Annotated in this window: 10 protein-coding genes; 6 read left to right on the top strand and 4 right to left on the bottom strand. The window is 53.7% G+C overall.

The features are described 5' to 3' along the window. Positions 1-243 precede the first annotated feature (243 nt). Positions 244-501 (top strand): multiple stress resistance protein BhsA, encoded by a 258-nt coding sequence (gene bhsA, locus OGV52_RS14930; RefSeq protein ID WP_029139491.1) that lies wholly within the window; start codon positions 244-246, stop codon positions 499-501. Positions 502-586: 85 nt separating this feature from the next. On the opposite strand, the gene ldtC is transcribed toward bhsA, so the two are convergent. The 3 genes from ldtC to OGV52_RS14915 all read right to left on the bottom strand — a co-directional run bounded on the left by ldtC (position 587) and on the right by OGV52_RS14915 (position 6,329). Further along, the gene (gene ldtC / locus OGV52_RS14925; protein WP_016156209.1) at positions 587-1,552 is read right to left on the bottom strand and encodes a L,D-transpeptidase LdtC; all 966 of its coding nucleotides are present in this window, start codon (positions 1,550-1,552) and stop codon (positions 587-589) included. A 148-nt stretch (positions 1,553-1,700) separates the two neighbouring features. Beyond that, on the bottom strand, positions 1,701-5,147 hold the full coding sequence (gene mfd, locus OGV52_RS14920) for a transcription-repair coupling factor (RefSeq protein ID WP_016152681.1): 3,447 nt from the start codon (positions 5,145-5,147) through the stop codon (positions 1,701-1,703). 117 nt (positions 5,148-5,264) lie between these two features. Next, positions 5,265-6,329, bottom strand: coding sequence for an acyltransferase family protein (locus OGV52_RS14915; protein ID WP_287108708.1), 1,065 nt, complete (start codon positions 6,327-6,329; stop codon positions 5,265-5,267). Positions 6,330-6,590: 261 nt separating this feature from the next. Here OGV52_RS14915 and lolC point away from each other — a divergent pair, with 261 nt between their 5' ends. From lolC to cobB, 5 genes are all read left to right on the top strand, one after another. Then, positions 6,591-7,790 (top strand): lipoprotein-releasing ABC transporter permease subunit LolC, encoded by a 1,200-nt coding sequence (gene lolC / locus OGV52_RS14910; protein WP_003030806.1) that lies wholly within the window; start codon positions 6,591-6,593, stop codon positions 7,788-7,790. Next, positions 7,783-8,484 carry a lipoprotein-releasing ABC transporter ATP-binding protein LolD gene (lolD, locus tag OGV52_RS14905; protein ID WP_003832278.1) on the top strand — a complete coding sequence of 234 codons (702 nt, stop codon included), beginning with the start codon at positions 7,783-7,785 and terminating at the stop codon, positions 8,482-8,484. The genes lolC and lolD overlap by 8 nt, the downstream gene beginning before the upstream one ends. Beyond that, complete coding sequence (gene lolE / locus OGV52_RS14900; RefSeq protein WP_016152683.1) at positions 8,484-9,728, top strand: lipoprotein-releasing ABC transporter permease subunit LolE; 1,245 nt, start codon at positions 8,484-8,486, stop codon at positions 9,726-9,728. The genes lolD and lolE overlap by 1 nt, the downstream gene beginning before the upstream one ends. Positions 9,729-9,869: 141 nt before the next feature. Then, a complete protein-coding gene (gene nagK / locus OGV52_RS14895) occupies positions 9,870-10,781 on the top strand; it encodes an N-acetylglucosamine kinase (RefSeq protein WP_287108706.1) in 912 nt (303 codons plus the stop codon). 15 nt (positions 10,782-10,796) lie between these two features. Further along, a complete protein-coding gene (gene cobB, locus OGV52_RS14890; protein WP_287108705.1) occupies positions 10,797-11,618 on the top strand; it encodes a Sir2 family NAD+-dependent deacetylase in 822 nt (273 codons plus the stop codon). Between the two features lie 51 nt (positions 11,619-11,669). Here the strand turns inward: cobB and potD are convergent, their stop codons facing one another. Beyond that, positions 11,670-12,716 (bottom strand): spermidine/putrescine ABC transporter substrate-binding protein PotD, encoded by a 1,047-nt coding sequence (gene potD / locus OGV52_RS14885; protein ID WP_029139492.1) that lies wholly within the window; start codon positions 12,714-12,716, stop codon positions 11,670-11,672. Between the last annotated feature and the right edge of the window lie 5 nt (positions 12,717-12,721).

Genomic DNA, 12,721 nt, shown 5'->3' with positions numbered 1-12,721 from the left:
GGCGCCGATGTACCTTTGTTGGGTTTATTGAATAACCATTATAAAAATATTCGACTGCACACTCCAGCGGATTAGCGATAAAAATAATTTAACGCTATTGATATGAAAAATAAGGTCTTTGTATTTTATATAACGATCATTACAAAAAAGTGTTGACGTGTGACCTGGATCACATCTATGATTTACATATCGATCGTTAAGTTAATCTTTGCGACACACATTCATCTGCTAAAGGTCACTATCATGAAAAACGTAAAAACTCTGTTTGTTGCTGCTGTTCTTAGCTCACTCTCATTTGCAAGCTTTGCTGCCGTTGAAGTTCAGGCCACACCTGCGGGCCAACAGAAAGTCGGTACTATTTCTGCGAATGCGGGGACTAACTTAGGTTCTCTGGAAGATCAACTGGCGCAGAAAGCGGATGAGATGGGGGCGAAGTCTTTCCGTATTACTTCCGTTACCGGTCCTAACACCCTCCACGGGACTGCAGTTATCTACAAATAAGATTTAACCCATCGCAATGCCACTGCGAGTTAAATAAAAAACCCCCGCGGAATAAAATCCAGCGGGGGTTTTTTATGCGCTGAGTTTACAGCGGTTGTTGAGCAACGTCGTGATGACGGGTGACATCGACCGGCATGCCTGAGCGAATCTCCATCGCATGTTCCATGACGGCAGAGTCCGTTTGCGCCGCATTCTTAAACGTCTGCATGGATGCGTTCAGCACGATCGGCAGCAATTGCGGGTCGTCATTGATTTTTTCGGACAACGGCTGGTGTACTTCAACCAGGCGCACGCCGTTAGGTTCAACAGATGCTTTGATTGGCGTATTGATAATATTGACCTTGGTTCCTGGCTTCACCTGACGGAACAGGGTTTCGATATCACCGTCGCGTAGACGAATACAGCCGGAACTGACGCGCATTCCGATGCCAAAGTCAGCATTAGTTCCGTGCAGCAGGTACACACCGCCGTATGCCGCTAAGCGAATGGCATGATGGCCCATCGGGTTATCCGGCCCGGCAGGCACCACGGCAGGAAGGTCGATCCCGTTCGCTTTGTATCGCGCGCGGATATTTGCCGTAGGCGTCCAGGTCGGGTTGGCACGTTTATCAGAGATGGTGGTTACCATTGTGGGCGTCAGCGTGTCACCGCCTAACTGGCCAATACCAATAGGATACACGGTCACCGAATTTGTCCCCGGCTGGTAATAATAAAGACGCAGTTCGGCGAGGTTGATAACAATGCCTTCGCGCGGCGCGTCCGGCAGCAGGGTTTGCAACGGAATAGTCAGCACGCTGCCAGGTCGTGGTACGTAAGGGTCAACGCCGGGGTTGGCCTGTAGCAGCGCCAGAAAGCCGACATTGTATTTTTTCGCAATCGCTTCCAGAGAACCGCCATTGTCTTCGACAACGTGAACGGCATTCTGACCCACCACGCGGCTTCCCGGTGGCGGCAGCGGCCAGGTATTTGCCTGGGCCGGAAGTGCTAACGCGAAGGTCGCGGCAAGCGTAAAAAATGCTAACCAGCGAGAGAGTCGTTTATTGTTTAACATCACCATAAATCCATTGTTTTTACGTGGTTTTTATTATGTAAAAGTAAACAAGAATTATGGCGGTTTGCAGTGTCGGGAAGTGCAGGGAAGTGCAAAGAGTTTGTAAATTCATCAGGCCGGGTGAGCGGAGGGCTCACCCGGCTTGACGCTAGGCTACTGCGTTTTCTTCAAGCTGGCGCATAAACTGGCGAACCCAGTCGATCCGTGCTTTACGCTCGCCCAACTCCTGCATGAATTTCAGGCGTGTTGGACCATCCAGACGGAAGTGCTGCGGTTGTTTTTGCAGTAAACCAATTAGCCAGACTGGGTTAACATGGTTTTTCTCGGCAAACTCAATAGTACCGCCTTTTTCATTGCCTTCGAGCTTTCTGATCCCCAGTTTCTGCGCCTGCTGGCGTAAACGGGCAATATCCAGCAACGTCCGGGCCGGGTCGGGCAGCAGGCCAAAACGGTCTATCAGCTCGACCTTAATTTCTTCCAGCTCGGTTTCGCCTTTCGCACTGGCAATGCGCTTGTAGAACGACAGTCGCGTGTTGACATCCGGGATATAGTTATCCGGCAGAAGCGATGGCATGCGCAGTTCGACTTCGGTTTGCTGGCTGGTGAGATCTTCCAGCGACGGTTCACGCCCTTCTTTGAGCGCATCGACAGCGTTTTCCAGCAGCTCCATATACAGTGAGAAACCGATGCTTTCCATGGAGCCACTTTGATCTTCGCCCAGCAGTTCCCCAGCGCCACGAATTTCGAGGTCGTGGGTTGCCAGCGCAAAACCTGCACCTAAATCTTCCAGCGAGGCGATGGCTTCCAGGCGTTTTTGTGCGTCGGTGGTCATCGCTTTTGGATGCGGCGTTAGCAGCCAGGCGTATGCCTGATGGTGTGAGCGTCCCACACGACCCCGTAGCTGATGCAATTGCGCTAAACCGAAGTGGTCAGCTCGTTCAATGATGATAGTGTTGGCAGTGGGAATGTCGATCCCGGTTTCGATAATGGTGGTACACACCAGCACGTTAAAACGCTGATGGTGGAAATCGTTCATCACGCGTTCCAGTTCGCGCTCGCGCATTTGCCCGTGGCCGATACCAATGCGCGCTTCCGGCACCAGTTCCGCTAATCTGTCAGCGGTTTTCTGGATATTTTCGACGTCGTTAAAGAGATAATAAACTTGTCCTCCGCGCATAACTTCACGCAGGATAGCCTCGCGTACCACCAGGTTGTCATATTCGCGCACGAAGGTTTTGACCGCCAGACGACGAGCGGGCGGTGTGGCGATGATCGACAGATCGCGCATGCCGCTCATCGCCATGTTGAGCGTGCGTGGAATTGGCGTTGCCGTCAGAGTCAGAATATCTACATCCGCGCGCATTGCCTTGATACGCTCTTTGTGGCGAACGCCGAAACGGTGCTCTTCATCGACAATTAGCAGCCCCAGATCTTTTAGCTTCACATCCGCTTGCAGCAGTTTGTGAGTGCCGATGAGAATATCGATTTTACCTTCGGCAACCTGCTCCAGAATCTGCGCTTGCTCTTTAGCGCTACGGAAACGGGACAGCATCTCAATGCGTACCGGCCAGTTGGCAAAGCGGTCGCGGAAGTTGTCGAAGTGCTGCTGAGCGAGCAGGGTGGTCGGTACCAACACGGCAACCTGCTTGTGATTCTCTACGGCGAGAAAGGCGGCACGCATCGCGACTTCGGTTTTACCAAAGCCGACATCGCCACACACCAGGCGGTCCATGGCCAGCGGTTGACACATATCGCTGAGTACCGCGTTGATCGCCTGCGCCTGGTCCGGCGTGGTTTCAAACGGGAAGCTGTCGCAAAACAGCTGATACTGTTCACGGTCATGCTTAAAGGCAAAGCCTTCTTTCGCTGCGCGCTGGGCATAAATATCCAGCAGCTCTGCCGCGACATCGCGAACCTTCTCAGCGGCTTTCTGTCGGGCGCGTGACCAGGCATCACCGCCCAGTTTATGCAGCGGCGCATTCTCTTCCGCGCCGCCGGCGTAGCGGCTGATCAGATGCAGCGACGACACCGGCACATACAGTTTGGCGTCGTTGGCATAGGTGAGCATCAGGTATTCACCGGTAATGCCGCCTGCTTCCAGCGTGGTCATACCGGCATAGCGACCCACGCCGTGCTCCAGATGCACCACTGGCTGACCGGGGTGCAGCTCCGCGAGGTTACGAATTAACGTGTCCGGGTTGATGGTGCGACGAGAATCCTGGCGGCGACGCGCCACGCGTTCACCGAGCAGATCGCTTTCACAAATCAGCGCCAGATTGCGTTTGCTATCGATGAAGCCGTGCTCGGCTGAGCCAATCATCAGATAACGACCGTTGTCTACGGCTTCGTCGAGTCGCAATATCCGCTTCGGCGCGACTTTGATGCGGGCGAGCAGTTCGCCTAGCGCTTCCCGGCGTCCTTCACTTTCCACCGAGAAAATTACCGGACCGGTAAAGCCTTCAAGGAATTTACGTAATGCATCTAACGGTGCTTTTTGCTGTGCCTGAACGGCGATATCTGGCAGCTTCTGGAACCCGAGGTTGGTATTCGCCGCTTTCTTCGGCAGACTCTCGGTTTTCAGCTGAACACGCGGCCAGCGTTTAAGTTCAGAAAACAGCTCATCAACCCGCAGCCACAGCGATTCCGGTGGCAGAAGCGGGCGCATCGGATCAACGCCGCGATTCTCAAAGCGTGACAGGGTATCGGCCTGGAAGCGTGCAGCGCTGGTCTCGATATCGCCGGTATTTACCAACAACGTATTGGCGGGGAAGTAGCTGAACAGCGGCGGCAGCGGCTCGCTGAAAAACAGCGGCTGCCAGTATTCAATCCCCGTAGGTAACGTGCCTTTGCTGACCTGTTGATAAATATGCTCGGCGTCGCGTTTTACCTCAAACGTATCACGCCACTGACTACGGAACAGTTCGATGGCCGTTTTGTCAGTCGGGAATTCGTGTGCGGGCAGCAAATTAATGGCATCGACTTCTTCCAGCGTGCGCTGAGTGTCAGTATCAAACAGACGCAGGCTGTCGATTTCGTCATCAAAGAAATCCAGACGATAAGGCAATTCGCTGCCCATCGGGAACAGATCTAACAATGCGCCACGCGTGGCGTATTCGCCGTGTTCCATGACCTGATCAACATGGCGATAGCCAGCACTGTCCAGTTGTTCGCGCAGGGCGTCGCGCGAAAGCCGCTGGCCTTTTTTCATGACCAGCGCATGACCGTGCAGATAGCTGTGCGGACAGACACGCTGCATCAGCGTATTTACCGGAACGATCAGCACGCCGCGCTGCATGGCGGGCAGTTGATACAGCGTGGAGAGCCGTGAGGAGATAATCTCCTGATGGGGAGAAAAGCTGTCATAGGGAAGCGTTTCCCAGTCGGGCAGGTTCATCACCATCTGGTCTGTAAACTGACGAATTTCATCATGCAGACGCAAAGCATTTTGCATGTCCGGCGCGATCAGCACCACTGGACCCGCGTGACGTTCGGCGATTTCGGCGACCAGCGTTGCGCAGGCGGCACCCGTAAGCTCACCCAACTGGCGCTGATCGGAAGCGCCCGTTGGGAGCGTGTAACGATGTTGTTCAGGCATTCGGTTGTCAGGATCTCGTTTAGATATACATCTGATAAGCAATGTTCTTTATTATCCGTGATCGTTTCTCATAAGCAAATTGATTCGCCCCCAAATGGGGGCAAAAGCGCGTAGGGGTTAGCGCGAGGCGAGCGATAAAGAGGGCGGGGAAAAGAGCAGATCGGCCACGGTTTTTTGTGAAATCTTACGCACCAGCAGGCCAAACAGGGTGCACAGCAGCAGACAGGCGAACGGATACACCAGTAGCATGGCCAGCTCCGCGTATGCAGGCCAGGCGGCATGATTGATTTTGGGGATAAGCGTTAAGCTGAACAGCTCAACCAGAATACGGTGTGTGGTGTAGATGGCGATGGTATTGGCGCCAATCACGCTTAACGGACTGGACGCGCGCATGCCAAAGTGGAGCTCGAACTGATAAAACAGCTTCATGATCAGCGCAATGGAAAGGAGAGAAAGCAATAGCGAGACATTTGCCAGCCACGCGATGATGGCGACGATTGTGCAACCCAGAACAATGACCGCATGACGGCGCAGGGGCACCTCCTTGATCCACGCCATCAGCATTGCGCCAAACCATGCGCCGAGGCTATACCAGGGCAAATTGCGAATCACGCTGTTCATTCCCCACCACGGGGTCGGGAAAAAATTGATCGCCACGCTCAGCGCCACAAATAACGCTAACAGCGGCATCGCCCAACGGCTGAAAATTTTACACAGAACAAAATAGACAATCAGTGCGTACAGATACCACAGGCTGGTACTGGCGGTCAGCATCCCGTGGGTAAAACCCGCAATCGAATCCGCATAAGCGGCGTTGGCGGCATGGGTCAGATCGCGCTGCGGGGCGAGCCAGTTATTGAGCGCCACCAACGCCAGCCATTGCACCACTCCCCAAAGCACCAGCACCCAGGCGATACTCCAGATCCGTTTATCCACGCAGGTTGTCCACGGGACGTTATCGATGTAGCGGCGGATCAGATACCCCGAAATAAAGAAAAACACCGGCATGCGAAACGGTGCCAGGTACAAATTGAGGTAAATCCAGCATTTGCTCAACACCTCTGACAGTGGATGCTGAAAAGTGGTGAGGTGCGGGTAAAATGTGATCACCGAGTGGTAAATCACCACCAGACAAATGCATAACCCCTTGATTTGATTAATCCATAGTTCTTTTTTATTCATTGAGACGGCGCATCCATATTGATTGCAATAGCCTGCCATCCTGCGCAACCCGCTGTGTGCTGTAATGCGTAACTGTCTGCATTTTGTTTTTTTAGGATAAAGGTCAGGGATCAGGGTTGCAGGGGAGAGGGACAACTTTAGCGGTTTGATTTATTTATACTTTTAAGAATAGTGCTGACGAACACTTACGGTTCAGTCATTTACCCATTCCGCTTTCGCTTATATACTCGTGACTTTGCTAACAGCAACCAGACGGATTTCATGTACCAACCTGTCGCTCTATTCATTGGCCTGCGTTATATGCGTGGGCGTGCAGCAGATCGCTTCGGTCGCTTCGTTTCCTGGCTCTCCACCATTGGCATTACTCTCGGGGTAATGGCGCTGGTTACGGTGTTGTCGGTGATGAACGGTTTCGAGCGCGAGCTGCAAAACAATATTCTTGGCCTGATGCCTCAGGCCGTCCTCTCGTCTGAACAGGGTTCCCTAAACCCGCAACAGCTACCGGAAAAAGCGGTGGTGTTGAACGGCGTCAACCGCGTCGCACCGATAACCACAGGGGATGTGGTACTGCAAAGTGCGCGTAGCGTGGCAGTCGGCGTGATGCTGGGTATTGACCCGGCGCAAAAAGATCCATTAACGCCATATCTGGTCAATGTGAAGCAAACAGATCTGCAGCCGGGTAAGTATAATGTCATCCTCGGAGAGCAGCTTGCCGGGCAACTGGGTGTTAATCGTGGCGATCAAATTCGCGTGATGGTGCCCTCAGCCAGCCAGTTTACCCCGATGGGACGTCTGCCGAGCCAGCGTCTGTTTACGGTAATTGGCACCTTCGCCGCCAACAGCGAAGTCGACGGCTACCAGATGCTGACCAACATCCAGGATGCGTCACGTTTGATGCGTTACCCGGTGGGCAATATTACCGGCTGGCGTCTGTGGCTGAACGAACCGTTAAAGGTTGATACGCTGAGCCAGCAAACGCTGCCGCAAGGTACCAAATGGCAGGACTGGCGCGAGCGCAAAGGGGAATTGTTCCAGGCCGTGCGTATGGAGAAAAACATGATGGGGCTGCTGCTTAGCCTGATCGTGGCGGTGGCGGCATTTAATATTATTACCTCGCTGGGTCTGATGGTAATGGAGAAGCAAGGGGAAGTGGCGATTCTACAAACGCAGGGGCTGACGCCGCGGCAGATAATGATGGTGTTTATGGTGCAGGGGGCCAGTGCCGGGATTATCGGCGCGCTGCTGGGCGCGGTGCTGGGCGCATTACTCGCCAGTCAACTGAACAACCTGATGCCAATTATCGGTGTGCTTCTGGATGGGGCTGCGCTGCCGGTCGCCATTGAGCCGCTGCAGGTTATCGTCATTGCGCTGGTGGCGATGGCCATCGCGCTGCTGTCTACGCTTTATCCTTCCTGGCGCGCTGCCGCCACTCAACCCGCTGAGGCTTTACGTTATGAATAAGATCCTGTTGCAATGCGACAACCTGTGCAAACGCTATCAGGAAGGCACAGTGCAGACCGATGTACTGCACGATGTCAGTTTTTGCGTCGGTGAAGGTGAGATGATGGCGATTGTCGGCAGCTCCGGTTCCGGTAAGAGTACGTTGCTGCATCTGTTAGGCGGGCTGGATACGCCAACTTCCGGCGATGTCATTTTTAGCGGTCAGCCGATGAGCAAACTCTCGTCGGCGGCGAAAGCGGAACTGCGCAATCAGAAGCTGGGCTTCATTTATCAGTTCCACCATCTGCTGCCGGACTTTACCGCGCTGGAAAACGTGGCGATGCCGTTGCTGATCGGCAAGAAAAAACCGGCTGAAATCACCGAGCGCGCACGGGATATGCTGAAAGCAGTAGGGCTGGACCATCGTGCCAGCCATCGTCCGTCTGAACTTTCAGGCGGTGAACGCCAGCGCGTGGCCATCGCTCGTGCGCTGGTGAATAACCCGCGCCTGGTACTGGCGGATGAGCCAACGGGTAACCTTGATGCGCGTAACGCGGACAGCATTTTCGAGCTTCTGGGTGAGCTGAACCGCTCTCAGGGCACGGCATTTTTGGTGGTGACACACGATCTGCAACTGGCGAAGCGCATGAGCCGCCAGCTTGAAATGCGCGATGGTCGCCTGACGGCTGAACTGAGCCTGATGGGAGCTGAGTAATGGCTTCGCCTTTATCGTTATTGATTGGTTTGCGTTTTAGCCGTGGTCGGCGGCGCGGTGGCATGGTCTCGCTGATTTCCGTGATTTCCACCGTTGGCATTGCGTTGGGCGTAGCGGTATTGATCGTCGGCTTAAGCGCCATGAACGGATTTGAGCGTGAGCTTAACAACCGTATTCTGGCCGTGGTGCCGCACGGTGAGATTGAAGCCGTGAATCAGCCGTGGAACAACTGGCAGGAAGCGCTCGACAAGGTACAGAAGGTACCAGGCATTGCTGCTGCGGCGCCTTATATTAACTTTACCGGGCTGGTGGAGAGTGGGGCGAACCTACGCGCAGTGCAGGTGAAGGGCGTTGATCCGCAGCAGGAGCAGCGTTTAAGCGCGCTACCCTCGTTTGTGCAAAACCACGCATGGGATAATTTCAAAGCGGGTGAGCAACAAATCATTATTGGTAAGGGAATTGCCGATGCGCTGAAGGTGAAGCAGGGCGACTGGGTATCGATTATGATCCCTAACGCCAGTGCGGATCATAAGTTACAGCAGCCTAAACGCGTGCGTTTGCACGTCACGGGGATCCTGCAACTGAGCGGTCAGCTCGATCACAGCTTTGCCATGATCCCAATGGAAGATGCGCAGCAATACCTGGATATGGGATCCAGCGTTTCCGGGATCGCGCTGAAAGTGAACGACGTGTTTAACGCCAATAAGCTGGTGCGAGACGCGGGTGAAGTCACCAATAACTATGTGTACATTAAGAGCTGGATCGGTACATACGGCTATATGTATCGCGATATCCAGATGATCCGCGCCATTATGTATCTGGCGATGGTGCTGGTGATTGGCGTGGCCTGTTTTAATATCGTTTCCACGTTAGTGATGGCGGTAAAAGACAAGAGCGGCGATATTGCGGTATTAAGAACCCTGGGGGCTAAAGATGGCCTTATCCGTGCCATTTTTGTCTGGTACGGCCTGCTGGCGGGGCTGTTCGGTAGCCTGATAGGCGTCGTCATTGGGGTGGTTGTCTCGCTGCAACTGACGCCGATCATTAACGGTATTGAGGCGCTTATCGGCCATCAGTTCCTGTCCGGCGATATCTATTTCATTGACTTCCTGCCATCGGAATTACACTGGCTGGATGTGATTTACGTGCTGGTGACAGCACTCGTGCTGAGTCTTTTGGCAAGTTGGTATCCGGCGCGTCGCGCCAGCAATATTGATCCTGCGAGAGTACTTAGCGGCCAATAACAATATATACACGAAAGCATTCATGCGGCGGTAAGGCGGCAAACCGAAATCTCCATGAGCATAGATAACGATGTGACTGGAGGGTGAGGGCGCAGCCAACCCCAAGGCATCTTGAAGGATGACGTGTATCAAGGAGCGGTGATGTATTACGGATTTGACATCGGCGGGACCAAAATTGCGCTGGGCGTGTTTGATAAGCAACGTCGTTTGCAATGGGAAACACGCGTCCCTACGCCTCGCGACAGCTATGATGCTTTCCTTGATGCGGTCTGCAATCTGGTGACGGAAGCGGACCAGCGGTTCGGCGTTAAAGGTTCGGTAGGCATCGGCATTCCTGGCATGCCGGAAACGGAAGACGGCACGCTGTATGCGGCCAATGTTCCTGCTGCCAGTGGTAAGCCGCTCCGCGCCGATCTCAGCGCTCGCCTTGACCGCGATGTGCGTCTGGATAACGATGCTAACTGTTTTGCTCTTTCCGAAGCCTGGGATGACGAGTTCACCCAATATCCGCTCGTGATGGGGTTGATCCTCGGCACCGGTGTTGGCGGCGGTCTGGTGTTTAACGGGAAATCCATCACCGGGCGCAGCTATATCACCGGCGAGTTTGGTCATATTCGTTTGCCAGTCGATGCGCTGACGTTGATGGGCTTTGATTTCCCATTGCGCCGCTGCGGGTGCGGTCAACTGGGATGCATCGAAAGCTATCTTTCCGGCGGTGGATTTGCGTGGTTGTATCAGCATTACTACCATCAATCGCTGGATGCCCGGGAAATTATCGCGCTGTGGGAGCAGGGTGATGAACAAGCACGTGCCCATGTTGAACGCTATCTGGATTTGCTGGCGGTGTGCCTTGGGAATATCCTGACTATCGTCGATCCTGATTTGGTGGTGATTGGCGGAGGCTTGTCGAATTTTACCGCTATTACGACGCAACTGGCGGACCGACTGCCACGTCATCTGCTGCCGGTTGCCCGGGTGCCGCGTATTGAGCGGGCGCGGCACGGTGATGCGGGCGGGATGCGCGGAGCCGCTTTCCTACATCTTACCGATTAATACAAAGAGGTTGTTATGCTGTCGCGCCGGGGTCATCGGTTAAGCCGCTTTCGTAAAATTAAACGCCATATGCGCGATCGCCTGCGTCAACGAATCTTTTTCAGAGACAGAGTGGTGCCTGAATTGATGGAAAAACCAAGAGTGCTGGTACTGACGGGAGCGGGAATCTCCGCTGAGTCAGGAATTCGAACCTTTCGCGCGGCGGATGGTCTCTGGGAAGAACATCGGGTAGAGGACGTTGCGACTCCGGAAGGATTTAGTCGTAATCCGCAACTGGTCCAGTCGTTTTATAACGCCCGTCGTCATCAGTTGCAACAATCAGAAATCCAGCCTAACGCGGCGCATATCGCGCTGGCAAAACTCGAAGCCGAGCTGGGCGACCGTTTTTTACTGGTGACGCAGAACATTGATAATCTGCATGAACGTGCGGGCAGCCAGAACGTAATCCATATGCACGGCGAACTGCTCAAGGTTCGCTGTTCGCAAAGCGGGCAGATTCTGGAGTGGACTGGCGATGTGACTGCGGAAGATAAATGCCATTGTTGCCAGTTTCCGGCGCCGCTGCGCCCGCACGTGGTGTGGTTTGGTGAAATGCCGCTGGGCATGGATGAAATTTATATGGCACTGGCAATGGCCGATGTGTTCATTGCGATTGGTACATCGGGCCATGTATACCCGGCAGCGGGGTTTGTGCATGAAGCTCGACTACATGGGGCGCATACGGTAGAGCTAAATCTCGAACCGAGCCAGGTAGGAAGCGAGTTTGAAGAGAAGTATTACGGTCCGGCAAGCCAGGTGGTGCCTGAGTTTGTTGAGAAATTATTGAAAGGACTGTGATTTTTTTGCCCGATACGCGCAGCGCCATCGGGCATTCCTTACAACGCTGAATTAGCGTCCTGCTTTCAGCTTCTGATAATACTCTTCATAGATAGCGCTGGCGGAACCGACATCATTCTGCCATTCCCCTTTGTTGATGGTTTCTGCATCAGGGTAGAGGGTTTTATCGTTCGCGACTTCAGGGCTTAACAGCTTACGTGCTGCCAGGTTTGGCGTCGGATAACCGATGGTTTCCGCGACTTCTTTCGCCACGTCCGGGCGTAGCAGGAAGTTAATCAGCTTCAGCGCACCTTCTTTATTTTTTGCGTTTGCTGGAATAGACAGGCTGTCCATCCAGAAAATCCCACCTTCTTTCGGCCATACCACTTCCAGCGGTGTACCTGCCTGACGCGCAACATACGCGGAGCCGTTCCACACCATCCCCAGATTGACTTCGCCTTCCATATACGGGTTGGCCGGGTTGTCAGAGTTAAATGCCGCGACGTTAGGCATCAGCTTCTTCAACTCGTTATAGGCGGCTTCAATCTCTTTAGGATCGGTGGTATTGCCGGAGTATCCCAGCTTGCGCAGCGCCATCTGGAACACTTCACGCGCATCATCCGTTAACAGCAGGCTACCTTTGTACTCCGGTTTCCACAGATCGGCCCAGCTGGTTACTGTTTTCGGGTCGATGGCATCGCTATTGATGCCAATGGCCGTCGCACCCCAGATATACGGGATAGAGTAGTCATTGTTGGGGTCGAATGGCTTGTTGAGCATTTCCGGATCGAGGTTGTGGAAGTTGGTCAACGTCGACTTGTCGATCTTCTGGATCATGCCTTCTTTGCGCATTTTATCGACGTAATAGGTGGACGGAACCACCAGATCGTATGCGCCGTCTTTATAGGTTTTGAGCTTGGCGTACATGGTTTCGTTCGACTCGTAGGTCGAATAGATAACCTTAATGCCGGTCTCTTTGGTGAACTGCTCCAGCAGTCCAGGCGGGACATACTCGGTCCAGTTATAGAAATAGAGCGTGTTGTTGTCATTAGCGTGAGCGGCGCTCATGCCCAGTGCCAGAGCACCCGCCGCGAGCAGGTGGCGTGACCATTTTTTCATCATTT

This window comes from Citrobacter sp. Cb041 (genome assembly GCF_030336655.1).
In the GTDB taxonomy this organism is placed as follows: Bacteria; Pseudomonadota; Gammaproteobacteria; order Enterobacterales; family Enterobacteriaceae; genus Citrobacter; species Citrobacter braakii.
This window is presented reverse-complemented; position numbering and strand designations above follow the sequence as displayed.

What these genes read in the sequence shown, in the direction of transcription:
- mfd (WP_016152681.1), bottom strand. Translation starts at nt 5,147, where the DNA reads ATGCCTGAACAACATCGTTACACGCTCCCAACGGGCGCTTCCGATCAG.
- lolD (WP_003832278.1), top strand. Translation starts at nt 7,783, where the DNA reads ATGAATAAGATCCTGTTGCAATGCGACAACCTGTGCAAACGCTATCAG.
- cobB (WP_287108705.1), top strand. Translation starts at nt 10,797, where the DNA reads ATGCTGTCGCGCCGGGGTCATCGGTTAAGCCGCTTTCGTAAAATTAAA.
- potD (WP_029139492.1), bottom strand. Translation starts at nt 12,716, where the DNA reads ATGAAAAAATGGTCACGCCACCTGCTCGCGGCGGGTGCTCTGGCACTG.
- bhsA (WP_029139491.1), top strand. Translation starts at nt 244, where the DNA reads ATGAAAAACGTAAAAACTCTGTTTGTTGCTGCTGTTCTTAGCTCACTC.
- nagK (WP_287108706.1), top strand. Translation starts at nt 9,870, where the DNA reads ATGTATTACGGATTTGACATCGGCGGGACCAAAATTGCGCTGGGCGTG.
- OGV52_RS14915 (WP_287108708.1), bottom strand. Translation starts at nt 6,329, where the DNA reads ATGAATAAAAAAGAACTATGGATTAATCAAATCAAGGGGTTATGCATT.
- ldtC (WP_016156209.1), bottom strand. Translation starts at nt 1,552, where the DNA reads ATGTTAAACAATAAACGACTCTCTCGCTGGTTAGCATTTTTTACGCTT.
- lolC (WP_003030806.1), top strand. Translation starts at nt 6,591, where the DNA reads ATGTACCAACCTGTCGCTCTATTCATTGGCCTGCGTTATATGCGTGGG.
- lolE (WP_016152683.1), top strand. Translation starts at nt 8,484, where the DNA reads ATGGCTTCGCCTTTATCGTTATTGATTGGTTTGCGTTTTAGCCGTGGT.